14 protein-coding genes are annotated in these 19496 nt (G+C 71.0%); 3 read left to right on the top strand and 11 right to left on the bottom strand.

Going from position 1 to position 19496, the window contains the following annotated elements; genetic code table 11:
* The first annotated feature begins 43 nt into the window (after positions 1-43).
* The gene (locus tag ACF1DX_RS27780) at positions 44-1486 is read left to right on the top strand and encodes a cytosine permease (RefSeq protein ID WP_391793876.1); all 1443 of its coding nucleotides are present in this window, start codon (positions 44-46) and stop codon (positions 1484-1486) included.
* 162 nt (positions 1487-1648) lie between these two features.
* Here the strand turns inward: ACF1DX_RS27780 and ACF1DX_RS27775 are convergent, their stop codons facing one another.
* From ACF1DX_RS27775 to ACF1DX_RS27755, 5 genes are all read right to left on the bottom strand, one after another.
* Positions 1649-2737 carry a branched-chain amino acid aminotransferase gene (locus ACF1DX_RS27775; RefSeq protein ID WP_391793875.1) on the bottom strand — a complete coding sequence of 363 codons (1089 nt, stop codon included), beginning with the start codon at positions 2735-2737 and terminating at the stop codon, positions 1649-1651.
* A gap of 247 nt (positions 2738-2984) precedes the next feature.
* The gene (locus ACF1DX_RS27770) at positions 2985-4028 is read right to left on the bottom strand and encodes a 3-isopropylmalate dehydrogenase (RefSeq protein ID WP_391793874.1); all 1044 of its coding nucleotides are present in this window, start codon (positions 4026-4028) and stop codon (positions 2985-2987) included.
* A gap of 67 nt (positions 4029-4095) precedes the next feature.
* Positions 4096-4227, bottom strand: coding sequence for a hypothetical protein (locus ACF1DX_RS27765; protein ID WP_107062132.1), 132 nt, complete (start codon positions 4225-4227; stop codon positions 4096-4098).
* Between the two features lie 303 nt (positions 4228-4530).
* The gene (gene pruA, locus ACF1DX_RS27760; protein ID WP_391793873.1) at positions 4531-6162 is read right to left on the bottom strand and encodes an L-glutamate gamma-semialdehyde dehydrogenase; all 1632 of its coding nucleotides are present in this window, start codon (positions 6160-6162) and stop codon (positions 4531-4533) included.
* Positions 6163-6197: 35 nt separating this feature from the next.
* Entirely contained in the window at positions 6198-7124 is a 927-nt protein-coding gene (locus tag ACF1DX_RS27755) for a proline dehydrogenase family protein (protein WP_391793872.1), read from the bottom strand.
* 138 nt (positions 7125-7262) lie between these two features.
* On the opposite strand from ACF1DX_RS27755, the gene ACF1DX_RS27750 reads away from it, so the two are divergent.
* Positions 7263-8480: a PucR family transcriptional regulator gene (locus ACF1DX_RS27750; protein WP_391793871.1), complete on the top strand. Its 1218-nt coding sequence runs from the start codon at positions 7263-7265 to the stop codon at positions 8478-8480.
* On the opposite strand, the gene ACF1DX_RS27745 is transcribed toward ACF1DX_RS27750, so the two are convergent.
* Positions 8461-9051 carry a TetR/AcrR family transcriptional regulator gene (locus ACF1DX_RS27745; protein ID WP_391793870.1) on the bottom strand — a complete coding sequence of 197 codons (591 nt, stop codon included), beginning with the start codon at positions 9049-9051 and terminating at the stop codon, positions 8461-8463. The two genes, ACF1DX_RS27750 and ACF1DX_RS27745, sit on opposite strands and share 20 nt — an antisense overlap.
* An 84-nt stretch (positions 9052-9135) precedes the next feature.
* Between ACF1DX_RS27745 and ACF1DX_RS27740 the strand changes: the two genes are divergently transcribed.
* The gene (locus ACF1DX_RS27740) at positions 9136-10677 is read left to right on the top strand and encodes an MFS transporter (RefSeq protein ID WP_391793869.1); all 1542 of its coding nucleotides are present in this window, start codon (positions 9136-9138) and stop codon (positions 10675-10677) included.
* Positions 10678-10732: 55 nt separating this feature from the next.
* On the opposite strand, the gene serA is transcribed toward ACF1DX_RS27740, so the two are convergent.
* From serA to ACF1DX_RS27715, 5 genes are all read right to left on the bottom strand, one after another.
* Positions 10733-12322, bottom strand: coding sequence for a phosphoglycerate dehydrogenase (gene serA, locus ACF1DX_RS27735; RefSeq protein WP_391793868.1), 1590 nt, complete (start codon positions 12320-12322; stop codon positions 10733-10735).
* Between the two features lie 265 nt (positions 12323-12587).
* Positions 12588-13586, bottom strand: a complete 999-nt coding sequence (gene ilvC, locus ACF1DX_RS27730; protein WP_030866292.1) for a ketol-acid reductoisomerase — start codon at positions 13584-13586, stop codon at positions 12588-12590.
* A 117-nt stretch (positions 13587-13703) separates the two neighbouring features.
* A complete protein-coding gene (ilvN, locus tag ACF1DX_RS27725; protein WP_030866294.1) occupies positions 13704-14228 on the bottom strand; it encodes an acetolactate synthase small subunit in 525 nt (174 codons plus the stop codon).
* Between the two features lie 35 nt (positions 14229-14263).
* Entirely contained in the window at positions 14264-16114 is a 1851-nt protein-coding gene (locus ACF1DX_RS27720) for an acetolactate synthase large subunit (RefSeq protein WP_391793867.1), read from the bottom strand.
* Between the two features lie 230 nt (positions 16115-16344).
* Positions 16345-19335: a putative bifunctional diguanylate cyclase/phosphodiesterase gene (locus ACF1DX_RS27715; protein WP_391793866.1), complete on the bottom strand. Its 2991-nt coding sequence runs from the start codon at positions 19333-19335 to the stop codon at positions 16345-16347.
* Positions 19336-19496: the final 161 nt, after the last annotated feature.

Below are 19496 nucleotides of genomic sequence, written 5' to 3'. Positions count from 1 at the left end.
AACGTCGCTCTAACACCATGCGGCCGTTCGGAGGAGACCAGTCATGCTGATGGAACAGCGCGGAGTCGACACCGTCCCCGAGGCGGAACGCACCAGCGGGCCCCGGGACCTCGTCTCGATCCTGCTGGGGTCCAACCTCTGTCTGGGCGTGATCGTCTTCGGCTGGTTGCCGCCGTCCTTCGGACTGGACTGGTGGTCGTCGGTCGGCTCGGTGATCGCGGGCACGGTCGTCGGCACGCTGTTCACCGCCCCGCTGGCGCTGGTCTCGCTGCGCACGGCGACCAACCTGTCCACCTCCTCCGGCGCCCAGTTCGGCGTGCGCGGGCGACTGGTGGGCTCCGTGGTCGGGCTGCTGCTGGCGCTCGGGTACACCGCGCTGACCGTGTGGATCGGCGGGGACGTGATGGTGGGCGTGCTCGGACGGCTGGTCGGACTGCCGTCCGGCGAGGCGTCCTACACCGTCGTCTACGGGCTGCTCGCCGCGGCGACCGTGGCGGGCGCGGTCTACGGCTACCGGGTGCTCCTCGCGATGTCGCGGGTGCTGGCGTTCGGCATGACGGCCCTGCTGGTCCTGGGTGTGGTCGCCTACGCGCCCGGCTTCACCACCGCCGCGCTGCCGGAGGCCGGCGGCTATCTGCTGGGCGGGTACTGGCCGACCTGGCTGCTGTCCGCGGTGGCGGCCGGACTGTCCGGGCCGATCGCCTTCATCACCCTGCTCGGCGACTACACCCGTTACGTCTCCCCCGCCCGCTTCTCCTCCCGCCGGGTGCTGCGCGCGACCTGGCTGGGGCTGATGCTGGGTCTGCTGGTGCCGCAGTTGTTCGGCGCCTTCACGGCGTACGCGGCGCGCGCCGCGCTGGACTACGCCGGTCCACTGGTCGACGCCGCTCCCGGCTGGTACCTGGTGCCGCTGCTGCTGGCCGCCTCCGCGGGCTCGGTCGGCAACGCGGGTCTGATGCTCTACTCGATGGGCCTCGACCTGGACGCCATCGTGCCGCGCGCCTCCCGTGCGACGGCCACGTACGTCGTCGCCGTGGTCGCCACGGTCTGCGTGTTCACCGGGCACTACCTGTCGACGGCCCAGGACGCGATGACGTCGTTCGTGCTGCTGCTCACCGCGATCGGCACACCGTGGGCGGTGATCACACTGATCGGCTTCGTCCGCTGCGGCGGGGTGTACGACGCCGACGCGCTCCAGGTCTTCAACCGCCGCGCACGGGGCGGGATCTACTGGTACACCGCCGGCTGGAACATCCCGGCCACGGCGTCCTGGGCGCTCGGCGCGATCGTCGGCGTGCTGGCGGTGTCCCTGCCGTCGTACGAGGGCCCGCTGGTGGCGCTCACGGGCGGGGTGGACGCGAGCTTCCTGCTGTCGGGGGTGGTGGGAGGCGCGGCGTACGTGATGTCGGCCCCCGGCACCGGCGGAGGGAACCGGGGCACGACACCCTCCGTGACCCGCCCGGCGTTCGAGGAGGAAGCCGTTTAGGCCGGGAGGGGTACGGGGGCGAAGCCCCGGGGAGGCCCGCCTCTTGGCGGACCGGGGCGGGTGACGGGTGGGCAAGGATCGGGGGGCCGGGGCCCGGGGAGCCGGGGGCCAGGAGGCCCGGGGGCGAAGTCCCGGGCCCCGCCGACGCCTACGCCCTGCGTTCTACGCCAGCCGGTGCATCCAGCCGTGCTTGTCCTCGGCCGTACCCCGCTGGATGTCCAGCAGCGCCCGGCGCAGCCGGGTGGTGACCTCGCCGGGCTCGCCGCCGCTCTGCCGCCACTCGGCGCCGGCCCGCTTGACCGTGCCGACCGGGGTGATGACGGCCGCCGTACCGCAGGCGAAGACCTCGGTGAGGATGCCGTTCTCCGAGTCGCGCTGCCACTGCTCCACGGAGACGCGCTCCTCGACGGCCTCGTAGCCGAGGTCGCGGGCGACGCCCAGCAGGGAGTCACGGGTGACGCCCTCCAGGATGGAGCCGCTGAGGGTGGGGGTGACGATCCTGTCGCCGTACACGAAGTACAGGTTCATGCCGCCCAGTTCCTCGACCCACCGGTGCTCGACCGCGTCGAGGTAGCAGACCTGGTCGCAGCCCTTGGCGGCGGCCTCGGCCTGGGCCAGCAGGGAGGCCGCGTAGTTGCCGCCGGTCTTGGCGTCGCCCATGCCGCCGGGGACGGCGCGGACGCGGTCCTCCGAGACCCAGATGGAGACGGGCTTCACACCGCCCGGGAAGTAGGCGCCGGCCGGGGAGGCGATGACCAGGAACAGGTACTCGTTGGCGGGCTTCACACCCAGCCCGACCTCGGTCGCGATCATGAACGGGCGCAGGTAGAGGGACTCCTCGCCGCCGTGCGCGGGCACCCATGCCTGGTCCTGGGTGACGAGGGCGTCGCACGCCTCGATGAAGGTCTCGACCGGCAGCTCGGGCATCGCGAGGCGCTTGGCGGAGCGCTGGAAGCGCTCGGCGTTCTTCTCGGGGCGGAAGGTGGCGACGGAACCGTCGGGCTGCCGGTAGGCCTTGAGGCCCTCGAAGATCTCCTGCGCGTAGTGCAGGACGGTGGTCGCGGGGTCGAGGGAGATCGGCGCGTACGGGACGAGCTGGCCGTCGTGCCAGCCGCGGCCCTCGGTCCACTTGATCGTCACCATGTGATCGGTGAAGTGGCGGCCGAACCCGGGGCTGGCCAGGATCGCCTCGCGCTCTGCGTCCGAGAGCGGGTGCGCCGAGGGCTTGAGCTCGATCGTGGGCGTCGTCATGAGTGGTTGTCCTTCACCGGTTGTAGTGACGGGCCGCGCACACTCCCGTACGGCCGGTGGCCAGTACTAGGACGTCCGAGCATTCCCTCATTCCGCGGCTCCGCGTCCGATTATCGCCCGGAGGCGACGGCGGACGGAACAGGGTGGATGCGGCCCGGTGGTCGATGGTGGCACCCGGCGGGGACAGGGGAAGCCGCCGGGTGCGGATGCGACCCGGCGGCTTCGAATGTTTTCGAGGGGCGCCGGGTCAGCCGGCTACTCGTGCGGCGAGCGCGTCGCCGATCTGCGAGGTGGAGCGGGCGGGCAGGCCGCCGCGTTCCGCGAGGTCGGCGGAGACGGCGTCCTCGATGCGGGCCGCCTCGGCGTCGTGGCCGAGGTGGCGCAGCAGGAGGGCGACGGACAGGACCGTGGCGCTGGGGTCCGCCTTGCCCTGGCCGGCGATGTCCGGGGCCGAGCCGTGGACGGGCTCGAACATGGACGGGTACACGCGGTCCGGGTTGATGTTGCCGGAGGCCGCGACGCCGATGCCGCCGGAGACAGCCGCGGCGAGGTCGGTGATGATGTCGCCGAAGAGGTTGTCGGTGACGATGACGTCGAAGCGGGCCGGGTCGGTGACGAGGTAGATCGTCGCGGCGTCGACGTGGATGTAGTCGGTGGCGACCTCGGGGTACTCCTCGGCCACCTTGTTGAAGACGTTCGTCCACAGGTGGCCGGCGAAGGTCAGCACGTTGTTCTTGTGGACCAGCGTGAGCTTCTTGCGGGGGCGGGCCTGGGCGCGGGCGAAGGCGTCGCGGACCACGCGCTCGACACCGAAGGCCGTGTTGACGGACACCTCGGTGGCGACCTCGTGCGGCGTGCCCTTGCGGATGGTGCCGCCGTTGCCCGTGTAGGGGCCCTCGGTGCCCTCGCGCACGACCACGAAGTCGATCTCGGGCTGGCCGGCGAGCGGCGTGGCGACACCCGGGAGGAGCTTGCTCGGCCGCAGGTTGACGTGGTGGTCGAAGGCGAAGCGGAGCTTGAGCAGGAAGCCGCGCTCCAGGACGCCGGAGGGGACCGACGGGTCGCCGATGGCGCCGAGCAGGATGGCGTCGTGCCGCTTCAGTTCGTCGAGGTCGGCGTCGGTGAGGGTCTCACCGGTGGCGTGGTACCGCTTGGCGCCGAAGTCGTACTCCTTGGTCTCCAGCTTCACATCCTGCGGAAGGACGGCGGAGAGGACCTTGAGACCTTCGGCCACGACCTCCTGGCCGATGCCGTCACCGGGGATCACTGCGAGATTGATGCTGCGAGACATGCGGGCACCCTACTCCTCGTCCCACGGGATGACATGCGGTGTCCGGCATGCGGACGCCACCGGCGTGTCAGTGGCCGGTCGAACCGCCGTTGTCCCTGCGGTCGAGGGCGCGCTGGAGCGCGGCGGCGGCGTTCCTGCGGTCGGATTCGCTGGTGCGGGAGGTGTGACGGACGCGGCGGCGGACGGTCGTCTCGGCCATGGGTCATCGACTCCTTCGGCATACGTGGAGTACGGAAAGGGGGGTGCGAGACGCCGAGTGGGGCGGGGAGCGGCGGACCGCAGGGGTTGCCTGCGCGGGGTCCGGCTCACGACCGCCGTTCGCTTGGTCGAGCGATTCGTTCGGCTCATACAAAACTAGAGGAGCGGACCGCATCTGTCTGCACAATTACTCGGACTTCCTACTATCTGAGACGGCAGCCCGGGTCGCACCGCTCCCACCTGCGAAAACACCGAACGGGCCAGGTCGGGGGGTGACCTGGCCCGTCCGGGGTCGGGGTGGGCGTCAGCCCATGTGCGGGTAGCCGTAGTCGGTCGGCGGGACCAGCGTCTCCTTGATGGCGCGGGTCAGGGTCCAGCGCATCAGGTTCTGCGGGGCGCCGGCCTTGTCGTTGGTGCCGGAGGCACGGCCGCCGCCGAAGGGCTGCTGGCCGACGACGGCGCCGGTCGACTTGTCGTTGATGTAGAAGTTGCCGGCCGCGTAGCGCAGCTTCTCCATCGTGTACGCCGCCGCCGCGCGGTCGTTCGCGATGACCGAGCCGGTGAGGGCGTAGTCGGACACCGACTCCATCTGGGTCAGCATCTCGTCGTACTTGTCGTCCTCGTAGACGTGCACGGCGAGGATCGGGCCGAAGTACTCGGTGCGGAACACCTCGTTCTCCGGGTCGGCGCACTCGATGACGGTCGGGCGGACGAAGTAGCCGACCGAGTCGTCGTAGGAGCCGCCCGCGACGATCGTGCAGGACGGGTCCTCCTCGGCGCGGTCGATGGCGGCCTTGTTCTTGGCGAAGGACCGCGCGTCGATGACGGCGCCGATGAAGTTGGACAGGTCGGTGACGTCACCCATCCTGATGCCGTCGACCTCGGCCGCGAACTCCTCCTTGAAGCCGGAGTTCCAGATCGACGCCGGGATGTACGCGCGCGAGGTGGCGCTGCACTTCTGGCCCTGGTACTCGAAGGCGCCGCGGGTCAGCGCGGTCTTGAGGACCGCGCGGTCGGCGCTCGGGTGGGCGACGACGAAGTCCTTGCCTCCGGTCTCGCCGACCAGGCGCGGGTAGGTGCGGTACTTCTCGATGTTCTGGCCGACCGTCTTCCACAGGTGCTGGAAGGTCTTGGTCGAGCCGGTGAAGTGGATGCCGGCCAGGTCGCGGTGGTTCAGGGCGACCTCGGAGACCTCCAGGCCGTCACCGGTGACGAGGTTGATGACGCCCTTGGGCAGCCCGGCCTCCTCCAGGAGCCGCATGAGCAGCACGGCGGCGTGGGTCTGCGTCGGGGACGGCTTCCAGACCACCACGTTGCCCATGAGGGCCGGCGCGGTGGGCAGGTTGGCGGCGATCGCGCTGAAGTTGAACGGCGTGATCGCGTAGACGAAGCCCTCCAGCGGGCGGTGGTCGAGGCGGTTCCACACGCCCGGGGAGTTGGCCGGGGGCTGCTCGGCGAGGATGCCGCGCGCGTAGTGGACGTTGAAGCGCCAGAAGTCGACCAGCTCGCAGGGGCTGTCGATCTCGGCCTGCTGGGCGGTCTTGGACTGGCCCAGCATGGTGGAGGCGGCGATGGTCTCGCGCCAGGGGCCGGCCAGCAGCTCGGCGGCGCGCAGGATGATCGCCGCGCGGTCGTCGAAGGCCATCGCGCGCCAGGCGGGCGCGGCGGCGAGGGCCGCGTCGATGGCGTCCTGGGCGTCCGCCTGCGTGGCGTTGGCGTAGGTGCCCAGGCGGGCCTTGTGGTTGTGCGGCTGCACGACGTCGAAGCGCTCGCCGCCGCCCATCCGCTGCTCACCGCCGATGGTGCAGGGCAGGTCGATCGGGTTGTCGGCCAGCTCCTTGAGCTTGGCCTCCAGCCGGGCGCGCTCGGGCGTCCCGGGGGCGTAGCCGCGCACCGGCTCGTTGACGGGGGTGGGGACCTGGGTCACAGCGTCCATGGGTGGCGTAACTCCTTGTCGTGAGCGGTGTGGTGTCAGCCCTTGGTGATCATGCTGCGGGCGAAGAACCGGAGGTTCGCCGGCTTCTCCGCCAGACGGCGCATGAAGTAGCCGTACCAGTCGGTGCCGTAGGCCGTGTAGACGCGCATGCGGTGGCCCTCGGCGGCCAGTCGCAGGTGCTCGTCGCCGCGGATGCCGTAGAGCATCTGGAACTCGTACTCGTCGAGCTTTCGTCCGGCGGTGCGGGCCAGCTCCTGGGCGATGGAGATCAGGCGCGGGTCGTGGGACCCGATCATCGGGTAGCCCTCGCCCTCCATCAGCGTCCGCAGGATGCGCACGTACGCCTTGTCGATCTCGTGCTTCTGCTGGTAGGCGACCTCGGCGGGCTCCTTGTAGGCGCCCTTCACCAACCGTACGCGACTGCCGGCCGCGGCGAGGCGGCGCGCGTCCTCCTCGGTGCGGAAGAGGTAGGCCTGGATGACGCAGCCGGTCTGCGGGAAGTCCTTCCGCAGCTCCTCGTGGATGGCGAACATCGAGTCGAGGGTGGTGTGGTCCTCGGCGTCCAGCGTGACCGTGGTGCCGATCTCGGCGGCGGCCTCGACGACCGGACGGACGTTGGCGAGGGCCAGCTCGTGGCCGCCGTCCAGCGCCTGGCCGAACATCGACAGCTTGACGGACATCTCCGCGCGGGTGCCGAGCTCCAGCGGCTTCAGCCGGCCGATCAGCTCCAGGTACGCGTCGCGGGCGGCGGCGGCCTGCTCGGGGGTGGTGATGTCCTCGCCGACGACGTCCATGGTGAGTTCCAGGCCGTTGCCGGTGAGTTCCCGGATGATCGGCAGGACCTGGTCGACGGTCTCCCCGGGGATGAAGCGGTCGACGACCTGCTTGGTCACCGGGGCCGCCGAGATCAGGCGTCGCATCCGGTCGCTGCGCGACGCGGCGAGAATCACGGGACCCAGCACGGGGCACCTCCACAAGCTGCATGAGGCCGTCACCCGACGATTCGGGTACGGCACGGAGAACCACCGTGAAACCTACGGATGCCCCCGATCGTGGGCCATCGACAGCTGTCACGCATCCGTGCCGCAGATCTCAGACAGATGTATGAAGGCTCCGCGATCGTGCGGCAGAATGCCCGGGTGACGTCGGAACACAGGGACGACTACCAGGAACTGGTGGACGAGATCTCGGAGCTGCTGGGCGCTCCGGCGACCCTGGAGAACCGCGATTTCGAGCTGATCGCCTTCGGGGCGTACGACAGCGAGGGCGACCTCGATCCGTCCGCGCTGGACCCGGTGCGCACCCGCTCGATCCTGACCCGTCGTTCGACGGCCGCCGTCCGCGCCTGGTTCGAGGGCTTCGGCATCACCCGGGCGACCGGCCCGGTCCGCATCCCGCGCGCCCCGGAGGCGGGCGTGCACCGGGGACGGATCTGCCTGCCGGTACGCCATCGGGGAGTCGTCCTCGGCTACGTCTGGCTGCTCGACTACGACCCCGGCCCCTCGGAGCGGCAACTGGACGCGGCCATGCGGGTGACGGCGCGGATCGGCGCGCTGCTCGCGGACGAGGCCCAGCACGGCGCCGACCTCACGCGGGAACTGCGCGCGGTGCTGACGGCGGAGCGGGACTGGCAGCGGGAGATGGCCGTCGCCGAGCTGCGCACCGCCCTGGGCGGCCGCGCCGACGGTCCGCACACGGTGGTCTGTGTCGCTCCCTGGCCCGTCGCCGATCCGGACGACGCCCCCTCGGTCCGTACGGTGCCGGGGGCGACGGCGCTGTGCACCCTGCCGTGGGGCGCCACCGCCCTGTCGCTGGCCCTGCTGCTGCGGCTGCGCTCGACGGACGTACTGGCCCCGGCGGCGACGGCGGCCTCACGGCTGCTGGAGCGGGCGGGCTCGGGCGGTCCCCCGGTGGCCGCCGGGATCGCCGCGCCCCGCGCGGGTCTCGCCGAACTGGGCGCGGCCTGGGAGGAGGCGTCCTCGTCGGCCCGTGCGGCACTGGCCGAACCCCGGCTCGGACCGGTCGCCCGGTGGGCGTCGATCGGCCCCTTCCGGCTGCTGACCGCGCTGCCCCCGGGCGCCGCCCACGACCCCGCCGTCGGCCCCCTGCTCTCCCCCGCGCACACCGAACTGGCCCGCACCGCCGAGGCCTACCTCGACCGCGCGGGCCAGGCCGGCCGCACGGCCGCCGAGCTGGGCATCCACCGCCAGACCCTGTACTACCGGCTGTCGCGGATCGAGCAGCTCACCGGCCTCGACCTGGACGACGGCGAGGACCGGCTGCTGCTGCACATGACGCTCAAGGCCGCGCGTCTGTAGCAGCGGCCTCGATGACCCGGCGCAGGCCGGCGGCGAGCTGCCCGCCGTCGGGCGCCGACTTCGGGTCGAAGGTCCACTGGGCGATGAGGCCCGTCATCAAGGTCACGTAGAACATGCCGACCGTGTCCGCGGTCTCGTCGGACACGTCCTCCTCCCGGCCGCCCATCAGCAGCGGGACCAGACCGCGCCCGGCCTCGCGCTGCGCCGCCGCCAGATGGTCACGCACCTCGGGCAGCCGGTCCCCGAGGGCGAGGACCTCCATGCTGAGCCGCCACACCGAGCCGGGCTCCCTCATGGTGCCGATGATGTTCGACCACACCCGCTCGAACCGCTCCAGGGAGCCGGGCACGGTCTCGTCCACGGTCCCGTCGCCCTCGAAGGCGCCGCCCATCCCCTCGACCAGGGACACATAGGCCTGCGCGAGCAGCGCGTCCTTCGACCCGTAGTGGTAGCCGATGGACGCCAGGTTGGTCCCCGACTCCTTGACGATGTCCCGCGCCGTGGTGCGCACGAAGCCCTTGGCGAGCAGGCAGCGCTTGGCGCCCTCCAGCAGATCCTCACGGTGTCCCATGGCGTCACCTTACCCACCCCTCCATACACACGTCTTATACGACCGTTCTAGACAAGTGTATAAGACGTGCGTACAGTCACCGCCATGACAACGAATCCGCCCCGCGCCGGCCGCCGCGAGTGGACCGCGCTCGCCGTGCTGATGCTTCCGCTGCTGCTGGTCTCGATGGACGTCTCCGTCCTCTACTTCGCGATCCCCGAGATCAGCGCCGACCTGGAACCGAGCGGCACCCAGCAGCTGTGGATCTTCGACATCTACGGCTTCGTCCTGGCCGGCCTGCTGATGACGATGGGCGCCCTCGGCGACCGCGTCGGCCGCCGCAGGCTGCTCCTCTTCGGGGCCGCGGCCTTCGGCGCCGCCTCGCTCCTCGCGGCCTACGCGCACACCGCCGGGACACTGATCGCGGCCCGCGCGGTCCTCGGCATCGGCGGCGCCACCCTGATGCCGTCGACGATGGCGCTGGTGCGCACGATGTTCACCGACCCCGCTCAGCGGGCGAAGGCGATCGGGCTGTGGTCCGGGGTGATGACGGCCGGGATCGCGCTCGGCTCGGTGATGAGCGGCGTCCTCGTCGAGCACTTCTGGTGGGGCTCGGTCTTCCTGGTCAACCTGCCCGCCATGGCCCTGCTGCTGGTCCTCGGCCCGGTGCTGCTCCCCGAGTCGAAGAACCCCTCCCCCGGCCGCTTCGACCTGCTGAGCGTCCCGCTGTCGATGGCGGCGGTCCTGCCCGTGGTCTACGGCCTGAAGGAACTGCCCTCCGAGGGCTGGAACGTCCGCTACGTCGTCTCGATCACCGTCGGCCTGCTGTTCGCGGCGCTCTTCGTGCACCGGCAGCGCACCACGGACTCACCGATGATCTCGCCGGCCCTCTTCCGCGGGCACGGCTTCACCCCCGCGCTCACCCTCAACACCCTGTCGGCCTTCGGCATGATGGGCTCGGCCTTCTTCACCACCCAGTACCTGCAGTCGGTCCTCGGCAAGAGCGCGCTGGAGGCCGCCCTGTGGAGCCTGCTGCCGTCGGTGCTGATCGGCGCCGCCGCACCGGCCGCCGCCCAGCTCGTCCAGCGGGGCGTCGAGCGCTCCCACGCCGTGACGGCCGGCTTCGTGATCTCGGCGGGCGGTTACGGGCTGCTGGCCCTGGCCGGGCCGGACTCGCTGTGGCTGGTGCTGGCCGCGTGCGGGGTGATGGCCTCGGGCATCGTCATCGTGATGTCGCTCCTCACCGACCTGGCCCTGAGCTCGGCGCCGGTCGAGAAGGCGGGGGCCGCGTCCTCCCTGCTGGAGACGGGCACGGAGTTCGGCGGTGCGCTGGGGATGGCCGCCCTCGGCTCCATCGGTACGGCCGTCTACCGCCACGAGATCCCGGACGCGGCCCCCGCGATGGCCCAGGAGACCCTGGGCGGCGCGCTGGCCGTCGCCGCCGAACTGCCGGGGCGCGCGGGGGACGCCCTGGCGGCGGCGGCCCGCGAGGCGTTCACCAGCGGGATGCAGGCAGCGGCGATCGCGGGCGCGGTGCTGCTTCTGGGGGCGGCGGGACTGGCGGCGGCCGGGCTGCGACGGATCCGGGTCCGCGGGGACATGGACAACGCCGGACAGGCTGACCGACTCAGCCCGTCCGGCGTGTGAGAACCAGGCCCGTTCAGGGCCGAAGCGGGGCCCGGGGGCGCTGCCCCCGGGCACCTCAGACCAGGTTGACGGAGCGGGCGGACGTCGCCCCGATCTCCGCGGCCAGTTCGCCGAGCACCCCGGCGGCCACCGTGTCGTCGACGGTCAGCACGGCGAGCGCCTCGCCGCCGACCGTCGCGCGGGCGACCTGCATGCCGGCGATGTTGATACCCGCCTCGCCGAGGACACGGCCCACGGTGCCGACGACACCCGGACGGTCCTCGTAGCGCAGCACGAGCATGTGGTCGGCGAGCGCCAGGTCGACGTCGTACTCGCCGACCGCGACGATCTTCTGGACGTGCTTGGGACCGGCCAGCGTGCCGGAGACCGAGATCTCCTCGCCGCCGGAGAGGGTGCCGCGCACGGTGACGACGTTGCGGTGGTCGGCCGACTCGGAGCTGGTGGTCAGCCGGACCTCGACACCGCGCTCCTGGGCGAACAGCGGGGCGTTGACGTAGGACACCGTCTCGTCGACGACGTCCTCGAAGACGCCCTTGAGCGCGGAGAGTTCGAGGACCTTCACGTCGTGCTGGGTGATCTCGCCGTACACCTCGACGTCGAGGCGGACCGCGACCTCACCGGCGAGCGCGGTGAAGATCCGGCCGAGGCGCTCGGCCAGCGGCAGACCCGGCTTGACGTCCTCGGCGATGACCCCGCCCTGCACGTTCACCGCGTCCGGGACCAGCTCACCGGCGAGGGCGAGGCGCACCGAGCGGGCGACGGCGATACCGGCCTTCTCCTGCGCCTCGTCGGTGGAGGCGCCGAGGTGCGGGGTGCAGACGACCTGGTCGAACTCGAACAGCGGGGAGTCGGTGCACGGCTCCTTGGCGTACACGTCGAGGCCGGCGCCGGCGACGCGGCCCTCCTTGAGCGCCGAGTACAGCGCCTCCTCGTCGACGATGCCGCCGCGCGCGGCGTTGATGACGCGCACGCTCGGCTTGACCTTGCGCAGCGCCTCGTCGCCGATGAGGCCGACGGTCTCGGGGGTCTTGGGCAGGTGGACGGTGATGAAGTCGGAGACCTCGAGCAGCTCGTCCAGCGACAGGACCTTGACGCCCATCTGCGCGGCCCGCGCGGGCTGGATGTAGGGGTCGTAGGCGACGACCTTCATGCCGAAGCCGGACATGCGCTGGGCGACCAGCGCGCCGATGCGACCCAGGCCGACGACACCGAGGGTCTTCTCGGCGAGCTCGACGCCCGTGTACTTGCTGCGCTTCCACTCGCCGTTCTTCAGCGCGGCGTTGGCCTGCGGGATGTGGCGGGCGGTGGCGACGATCAGACCGCAGGCGAGCTCGGCGGCGGTCACGATGTTCGACGTGGGGGCGTTGACGACCATCACGCCGGCCTTGGTGGCGGCGGACACGTCGACGTTGTCCAGGCCGACGCCGGCGCGGGCGACGACCTTGAGCCTGTTCGCGGCGGCGATCGCCTCGGCGTCGACCTTGGTGGCCGAGCGGATCAGGATCGCGTCCACCTCGGCGATGGCCGGGAGCAGCTCGGCACGGTCCGCGCCGTTGCAGTGGCGGATCTCGAAGTCCGGGCCGAGTGCGTCGACGGTGGCGGGCGACAGCTCTTCAGCGATGAGTACGACGGGTTTCGAGCTCACGTGAGTCCTCACAAGTCCAATGCGGACGGCCGTCCCGACGGCCGCAGGCGGTGAAGAAGTGCTAGCCGCGTGGAAGACGCACGACGCTGTGGGCCTGACGCGTTTGTTGTACAGCAGTCTAGTGGCGCCGAGGGCGTCGTCTTACGCCGCTTCGGAAGGATCACCCATCCGTGGGGGACGGGTTGGACAACGCCGTACCACCGACGTTACCCCGGGTTCGCCCGAAGGGCCGGAGCATCCCGCTCCGGCCCTTCGGGCGTGAGGCTCACGCCTCTTCGTCGACCCAGCTCATGAGCTTGCGCAGCTCCTTGCCGGTGGTCTCGAGCAGGTGCTCGGAGTCCTGCTGCTTGTACTCGTTGTACTTCTTCAGACCGCCGTGGTACTCGTCCATCCAGTTCTTGGCGAACGTGCCGTCCTGGATCTCGGCGAGGACCTTCTTCATCTCGGCCTTGGTGGCGTCGGTGATGATCCGCGGGCCGGTGACGTAGTCGCCCCACTCGGCGGTCTCGGAGATCGACCAGCGCATCTTCTCCAGGCCGCCCTCGTACATGAGGTCCACGATCAGCTTCAGCTCGTGCAGGCACTCGAAGTACGCGATCTCCGGCTGGTAACCGGCCTCGGTCAGCGTCTCGAAGCCCGCCTTGACCAGCGCCGCGGTGCCACCGCACAGCACGGCCTGCTCGCCGAACAGGTCGGTCTCGGTCTCCTCGGTGAAGGTCGTCTTGATGACGCCGGCGCGGGTGCCGCCGATGCCCTTCGCGTACGACAGGGCCAGCGCGAAGCCGTTGCCGGTGGCGTCCTGCTCGACGGCGGCGATGCAGGGGACGCCGCGGCCCTCCTCGTACTGACGGCGCACCAGGTGGCCCGGGCCCTTGGGGGCGACCATGCAGACGTCCACGCCGGCCGGGGGCTTGATGAAGCCGTAGCGGATGTTCAGGCCGTGACCGAAGAACAGCGCGTCGCCGTCCTTCAGGTTGTCCTTGATGTGCTCCTCGTAGACCTGGGCCTGGATCGGGTCCGGGACCAGGATCATGATGACGTCGGCCTCGGCGGCGGCCTCGGCCGGGCTCACCACGCGCAGGCCCTGCTCCTCGGCCTTCGCCTTGGACTTGGAGCCCTCGTGCAGACCGACGCGCACGTCGACACCCGAGTCACGCAGCGACAGGGCGTGGGCGTGGCCCTGACTGCCGTAACCGATGACCGCGACCTTGCGGCCCTGGATGATGGACAGGTCGGCGTCGGCGTCGTAGAACAGCTCGGCCACTGGGTTCTCTCCTTGAGTGCAGGTGTTGCGTCCCACCGTATGCCGGTGAGGGGAAGGGAAGTCTCGGAGTCTCGGAATACGGGCGGCCGTTTCGCGGCCGGCCGCCCGTTCCGTGTCTTACGCCGACCGGTCCAGGGCGCGCAGCGACCGGTCCGTGATGGAACGGCCACCGCGTCCGATCGCGATCGTGCCGGACTGGACGAGCTCCTTGATGCCGAACGGCTCCAGCATCTTGAGCATGGCGGACAGCTTGTCGCTGCTGCCGGTGGCCTCGATGGTCACGGCCTCCGGGGAGACGTCCACGGTCTTGGCGCGGAACAGCTGGACGATCTCGACGATCTGGGAGCGCGTCTCGTTGTCGGCGCGCACCTTCACCAGAACGAGTTCGCGCTGGACGGCCTGCCCGGGTTCGAGCTCGACGATCTTCAGCACGTTGACGAGCTTGTTGAGCTGCTTGGTGACCTGTTCCAGCGGGAACTCCTCGACGCTCACCACGATGGTGATGCGGGAGATGTCGGCGTGCTCGGTGACGCCGACGGCGAGCGAGTCGATGTTGAAGCCGCGGCGGGAGAACAGGGCGGCGATCCGGGCCAGGATGCCCGGGGTGTTCTCCACCAGGACGGAGAGCGTGTGCTTGGACATGATCTGCTTCCTCTGCTTGAAAGTCCTGACGGCTCTCAGTCGTCTTCGTTGTCGCCGAAGTCGGGGCGGACGTCCCGGGCGGCCATGATCGTGTCGTTGGAGGTGCCGGCGGCGACCATCGGCCACACCATCGCGTCCTCGTGGACGATGAAGTCCACGACGACCGGACGGTCGTTGATGGAGTTCGCCTCCTCGATGACCTTGTCGAGGTCGGCCGGGTCCTCGCAGCGGATCGCGTAGCAGCCCATGGCCTCCGACAGCTTCACGAAGTCGGGGACGCGGGTGCCGGCGCTCTTCTCGGCGGTGCCGGCTCCGGGGCCGGAGTGCAGCACCGTGTTGGAGTACCGCTGGTTGTAGAACAGGGTCTGCCACTGGCGGACCATCCCGAGGGCGCCGTTGTTGATGATGGCGACCTTGATCGGGATGTTGTTCAGGGCGCAGGTGGTGAGTTCCTGGTTGGTCATCTGGAAGCAGCCGTCGCCGTCGATCGCCCAGACGGCGCGGTCGGGCATGCCGGCCTTGGCTCCCATGGCGGCCGGGACCGAGTAGCCCATGGTCCCGGCGCCGCCGGAGTTCAGCCAGGTGGCGGGCTTGTCGTACCGGATGAAGTGCGCGGCCCACATCTGGTGCTGGCCGACGCCGGCCGTGAAGATCGTGCCCTCGGGCGCGAGCTGTCCGATGCGCTCGATGACCGCTTGCGGGGAGAGCGAGCCGTCCTCGGGCAGGTCGTAGCCGAGCGGGTAGGTCTCGCGCCAGCGGTTCAGGTCGTTCCACCAGGCGGTGTAGTCGCCGCGGTTGCCCTCGGCGTGCTCCTTCTGAACGGCCTGGACGAGGTCGGCGAGGACCTCGCGGGCGTCACCGACGATCGGCACGTCGGCGGCGCGGTTCTTGCCGATCTCGGCCGGGTCGATGTCGGCGTGGACGATCTTGGCGTACGGGGCGAAGCTGTCCAGCTTGCCGGTGACGCGGTCGTCGAAGCGGGCTCCGAGGGCGACGATCAGGTCGGCCTTCTGCAGCGCGGTGACGGCGGTGACCGAACCGTGCATGCCCGGCATTCCCACGTGCAGTTCGTGGCTGTCGGGGAACGCGCCGAGTCCCATCAGGGTGGTGGTGACGGGGGCTCCGGTGAGTTCGGCGAGGACCTTGAGCTCGGCGGTGGCGCGGGCCTTGAGGACGCCGCCGCCGACGTAGAGGACCGGCCGCTTCGCGGCGGTGATCAGCTTGGCGGCCTCGCGGATCTGCTTGGCGTGCGGCTTGGTGACGGGCCGGTAGCCGGGCAGGTCCATGGCGGGCGGCCAGGAGAAGGTGGTCTTCGCCTGGAGGATGTCCTTGGGGATGTCGACCAGGACCGGTCCCGGGCGGCCGGTGGAGGCGATGTGGAACGCCTGCGCGATCGCCCGGGGGATGTCCTCCGCCTTGGTGACCAGGAAGCTGTGCTTGGTGATCGGCATGGTGATGCCGACGATGTCCGCCTCCTGGAAGGCGTCCGTGCCGATCGCCTTGGACACCACCTGCCCGGTGATCGCGACCAGCGGCACGGAGTCCATGTGCGCGTCCGCGATCGGGGTGACCAGGTTGGTGGCGCCCGGACCGGACGTCGCCATGCAGACCCCGACCTTGCCGGTGGCCTGGGCGTAACCGGTGGCCGCGTGGCCGGCGCCCTGCTCGTGGCGGACCAGCACGTGGCGCACCCGCGTGGAGTCCATCAGGGGGTCGTACGCCGGCAGGATGGTGCCCCCGGGAATGCCGAATACCGTGTCGGCGCCGACCTCCTCGAGAGAGCGGATGAGGGACTGTGCGCCCGTGACGTGCTCGACGGGGGCGGACTGTCCTCCGGATCGGGGCCGGGGCTGCGGGTGATGGGCCCCGGTGGCCTGCTCGGTCATCGGCATTCTCTTCTCGATGCTGAGGGTTTTTGCGAAGTTTGTACGGGTCACGCGTGCTGCTCGGCGGGTGCCTGTGCAACAAAAAACCCCTCGTGCCGTAAGGCAAGCGAGGGGAGCGCGCCGGGTGGTGGTCGCTGAGCGGTCGAGGCTCAGCGTCAGCCGACGCGCTTTCCAAGTACGAGAATTCGGGTGCGCATGGCACTGACCCTCCCCCCGGCGCACACCCACTGTCAAGTGGGTGGGACGGGAGTCTCATGATGTGAACGCAGTGCCGTACCGCCCTGGAGTACGGCGGTCGCTCCGGTGGAGTACACCCCGGAGCCCCCGCCGACGAACACGGGTTCGGCCGGTCCGGGCGGTACCGGGTAGTGCCCGGCGGCCAGCGCCCTGCGCAGCCGGTACTCGTCCAGCGGCCCGGAGAAGGCCTTGCCCTGCCCGTGCGTGCAGCCCATCGCGCGCAGGGCCGCGACCTGCTCGGGCAGGTCCACGCCGCCGGCGACGGACTGCAGACCGAGGTCGGAGGCGATCCGCAGCAGCCCGCTGGTGATCTTGTGCAGCCGCGCGGACTCCACCACGCCGTCGACCAGGCCCCGGTCGAGCTTGAGCACGTCGACGGGGAGCCGCCTGAGGGCCGTGATCGCCGCGGATCCGCTGCCGAAGCCGTCGAGCGCGATCCGGACGCCGAGCCGCTTGAGCACGGTCAGCCGGCGCTCCAGCTCGTCGAGCGACACCCCGGGGTCGGTGTCGGCCAGCTCGACGATCAGGGAGCCGGACGGCAGCCCGTGCCGGGTCAGCAGGGCCTCGATCGAGCCCAGGGGCAGCGACCGGTCGAGGAGCCGGTGCGCGCTCAGCCGGACGGCCACCGGCACGGGCAGACCGGTCATGTGCCGTTCGGCGGCCTGTTCGACGGCCTCCTCCAGCACCCAGCGGCCCAGCTCGGCGGTCTTCTCGCTGTCCTCGGCCACGCGCAGGAACTCCGCGGGGGTGAACAGCACCCCCTGGGAGGAGCGCCAGCGCGCCTGGGCGCAGACCGAGGTGATCCGGCCGTCCTCCAGGCACACCACCGGCTGGTGCAGCAGGGCGAACTCGCCGTGGTGCAGCGCCGCGCGCAGCCGGGTGGCCAGCTCCGCCCTGCGCACCACGTCCTGCTGCATCTGCGGCTTGTACAGCTCCACCCGGCCCTTGCCGGCGGCCTTGGCCCGGTACATGGCGAGGTCGGCGTTGCGCAGCAGTTCGCCCGCGCCGAGGCCGGGTTCGGCGAAGGCCACGCCGATGGAGGCGTTGACCCGGACATCGTTGCCGTCGATGGCGTAGGGCTGGGAGAGGGTCGCTCTCAGCCGGTCGGCGAGCTCGACGATGTGCCGCTCGCGGGCGTCCCGGTCGCGGACGCCGTCGCCGACGATCAGGGCCGCGAACTCGTCGCCGCCCAGCCGGGAGGCGGTGTCGCCCTTGCGGACCGCGTCCTGGAGTCTGCGGGCGGCCTGGACGAGGAGCTCGTCCCCGGCCTGGTGCCCGATGGTGTCGTTGACGCCCTTGAAGCCGTCGAGGTCGATGAAGAGCACCGCCGTGCCTCTGAGGGCGGCCCCGCGGTCCGAGGCGCGGCGGCCGGACAGGGCCTGCTGGACGCGCCGGGTGAACAGGGCGCGGTTGGGCAGGTCGGTGAGCGGGTCGTGCTCCGCGTTGTGCTGGAGCTGCGCCTGGAGCCGCACCCGTTCGGTCACGTCACGGCTGTTGAAGATCAGGCCGCCGTGGTGCCGGTTGACGGTCGACTCGACGTTCAGCCAGCCGCCGTCGCCGGAGCGGAAGCGGCACTCGATGCGGGTGGTGGGTTCCTCGACCGGGCTGGCGGCGAGGAAGCGGCGCACCTCGTGCACGACGCACCCCAGGTCCTCCGGGTGGATGAGACCGGCCAGTTCGGTTCCCTCCAGCTCCTCCGCGGGCCTGCCGTACACCCCGGCGGCGGCCGGGGAGACGTAGCGGAGGATGCCGCTGGGGGCGGCGATCATGATGACGTCGCTGGAGCCCTGCACCAGGGAGCGGAAGTGGTTCTCCTTCTGCGCCAGTTCCTGGGTGAGGGTGATGTTGTCGAGGAGCATGATGCCCTGGCGCACGACGAGTGCGAGCACCACCGTGCCCCCGGTGAGCAGCACGACGCGGTCGACGCTGCGGCCGTTGAGGACGTTGTAGAGGATCCCCAGGGTGCATACGGCCGCGGCGAGGTACGGCGTGAGCGCGGCGAGGGAACCGGTGATAGGCCGGGAGAGCGGGTACCGGGTGTGCTCGCCGGGCGGCGGGCCGTGATGGTGGTCCGGAGTGCCGTACCGTCCGGGCAGGTGCTCGCGGACCACACGCGTGTGCCCCTCCCGCTCGGGCCGTCCGTCGCGGGGCGCGGTCCAGGGGGCGTACGCCAGGAGCAGCGAGCCGGCGAACCAGCCCGCGTCGAGGAGTTGTCCCGAGCGGTAGTCGGCGTGCAGCAGCGGGGAGGTGAACAGGGCGTCGCACATGACGGTCAGCGCGAGCGCGCCGATCGCGGTGTTGACCGCGGACCGGTTGACCGCCGAGCGCCGGAAGTGCAACGCGAGCACCATGCTGACCAGGGCGATGTCGAGCAGCGGGTACGCCAGTGACAGCGCGGTGTGCGCGACGCCCGGCCCCTCGGCCCGCGCGGCCTGGGCGAGCGCGAGGCTCCACGCGAGGGTGAGCAGGGAACCGCCGATCAGCCAGGCGTCCAGGGCGAGACAGACCCAGCCGGCCTTGTTCGCGGGCCGTTTGGCGAGCACCAGCAGTCCCACGATGGCGGGCGGCGCGAAGCACAGGAAGAACAGGTCCGCCGAGCTGGGGCTGGGCACGGGAAGCCCGAGGACGACCTCGTACCACCCCCAGACCAGGTTGCCCAGGGAGGCCATGGCCGAGGAGAGGCCGAACAGCAGCCAGGCGGGCCGAAACCGGGTGCGGGGGCTGCGGGCGTAGACGAAACAGGACACGGCGGCGGCACCGGCCGCGGCGCTCAGTCCGAAGTCGCCCATGATCAAAGCGAGTTGTTCCGACCCCCAGCCGAACGCGGCGCCGACTGCGTAGGCCGCGCAGACCAGGGCGAGAACGAGTTGGGCGGCCGGACCAGGCCGACGGCCGACGGCCGGTGCGCCGGCCGCCGGCGCCGTCGGCGCGGGCTGTTGCCGCAGCGCTCCGTCGAGCGTGGAGGTGGGGGTGGGCGCACTCACCGGTACCTCCCGGTCCGCTCCGTTCCCGGGCCCTCGGGGGGTGTCGTCCGGATCATGCCGGGGGCGCCGCCCACGCCCCTTCGGGCGGTGAGGGGGTGCGTGCCGGGTCCCGTGCCCCCGGCATGATCCGGACAGCACTCCCTTCGCCGCCGGTGCACCGG

It is taken from the genome of Streptomyces sp. NPDC014676 (assembly GCF_043084105.1).
GTDB lineage: Bacteria > Actinomycetota > Actinomycetes > Streptomycetales > Streptomycetaceae > Streptomyces.
This window is presented reverse-complemented; position numbering and strand designations above follow the sequence as displayed.

Excerpts from the sequence above, each read along its gene's own strand:
- ilvN (WP_030866294.1), bottom strand. The coding sequence starts at position 14,228 with ATGTCCAAGCACACGCTCTCCGTCCTGGTGGAGAACACCCCGGGCATC.
- ACF1DX_RS27765 (WP_107062132.1), bottom strand. The coding sequence starts at position 4,227 with ATGGCCGAGACGACCGTCCGCCGCCGCGTCCGTCACACCTCCCGCACC.
- ACF1DX_RS27770 (WP_391793874.1), bottom strand. The coding sequence starts at position 4,028 with ATGTCTCGCAGCATCAATCTCGCAGTGATCCCCGGTGACGGCATCGGC.
- ACF1DX_RS27745 (WP_391793870.1), bottom strand. The coding sequence starts at position 9,051 with ATGGGACACCGTGAGGATCTGCTGGAGGGCGCCAAGCGCTGCCTGCTC.
- ACF1DX_RS27740 (WP_391793869.1), top strand. The coding sequence starts at position 9,136 with ATGACAACGAATCCGCCCCGCGCCGGCCGCCGCGAGTGGACCGCGCTC.
- ACF1DX_RS27750 (WP_391793871.1), top strand. The coding sequence starts at position 7,263 with ATGTATGAAGGCTCCGCGATCGTGCGGCAGAATGCCCGGGTGACGTCG.
- ACF1DX_RS27780 (WP_391793876.1), top strand. The coding sequence starts at position 44 with ATGCTGATGGAACAGCGCGGAGTCGACACCGTCCCCGAGGCGGAACGC.
- ACF1DX_RS27720 (WP_391793867.1), bottom strand. The coding sequence starts at position 16,114 with ATGACCGAGCAGGCCACCGGGGCCCATCACCCGCAGCCCCGGCCCCGA.
- ACF1DX_RS27775 (WP_391793875.1), bottom strand. The coding sequence starts at position 2,737 with ATGACGACGCCCACGATCGAGCTCAAGCCCTCGGCGCACCCGCTCTCG.
- pruA (WP_391793873.1), bottom strand. The coding sequence starts at position 6,162 with ATGGACGCTGTGACCCAGGTCCCCACCCCCGTCAACGAGCCGGTGCGC.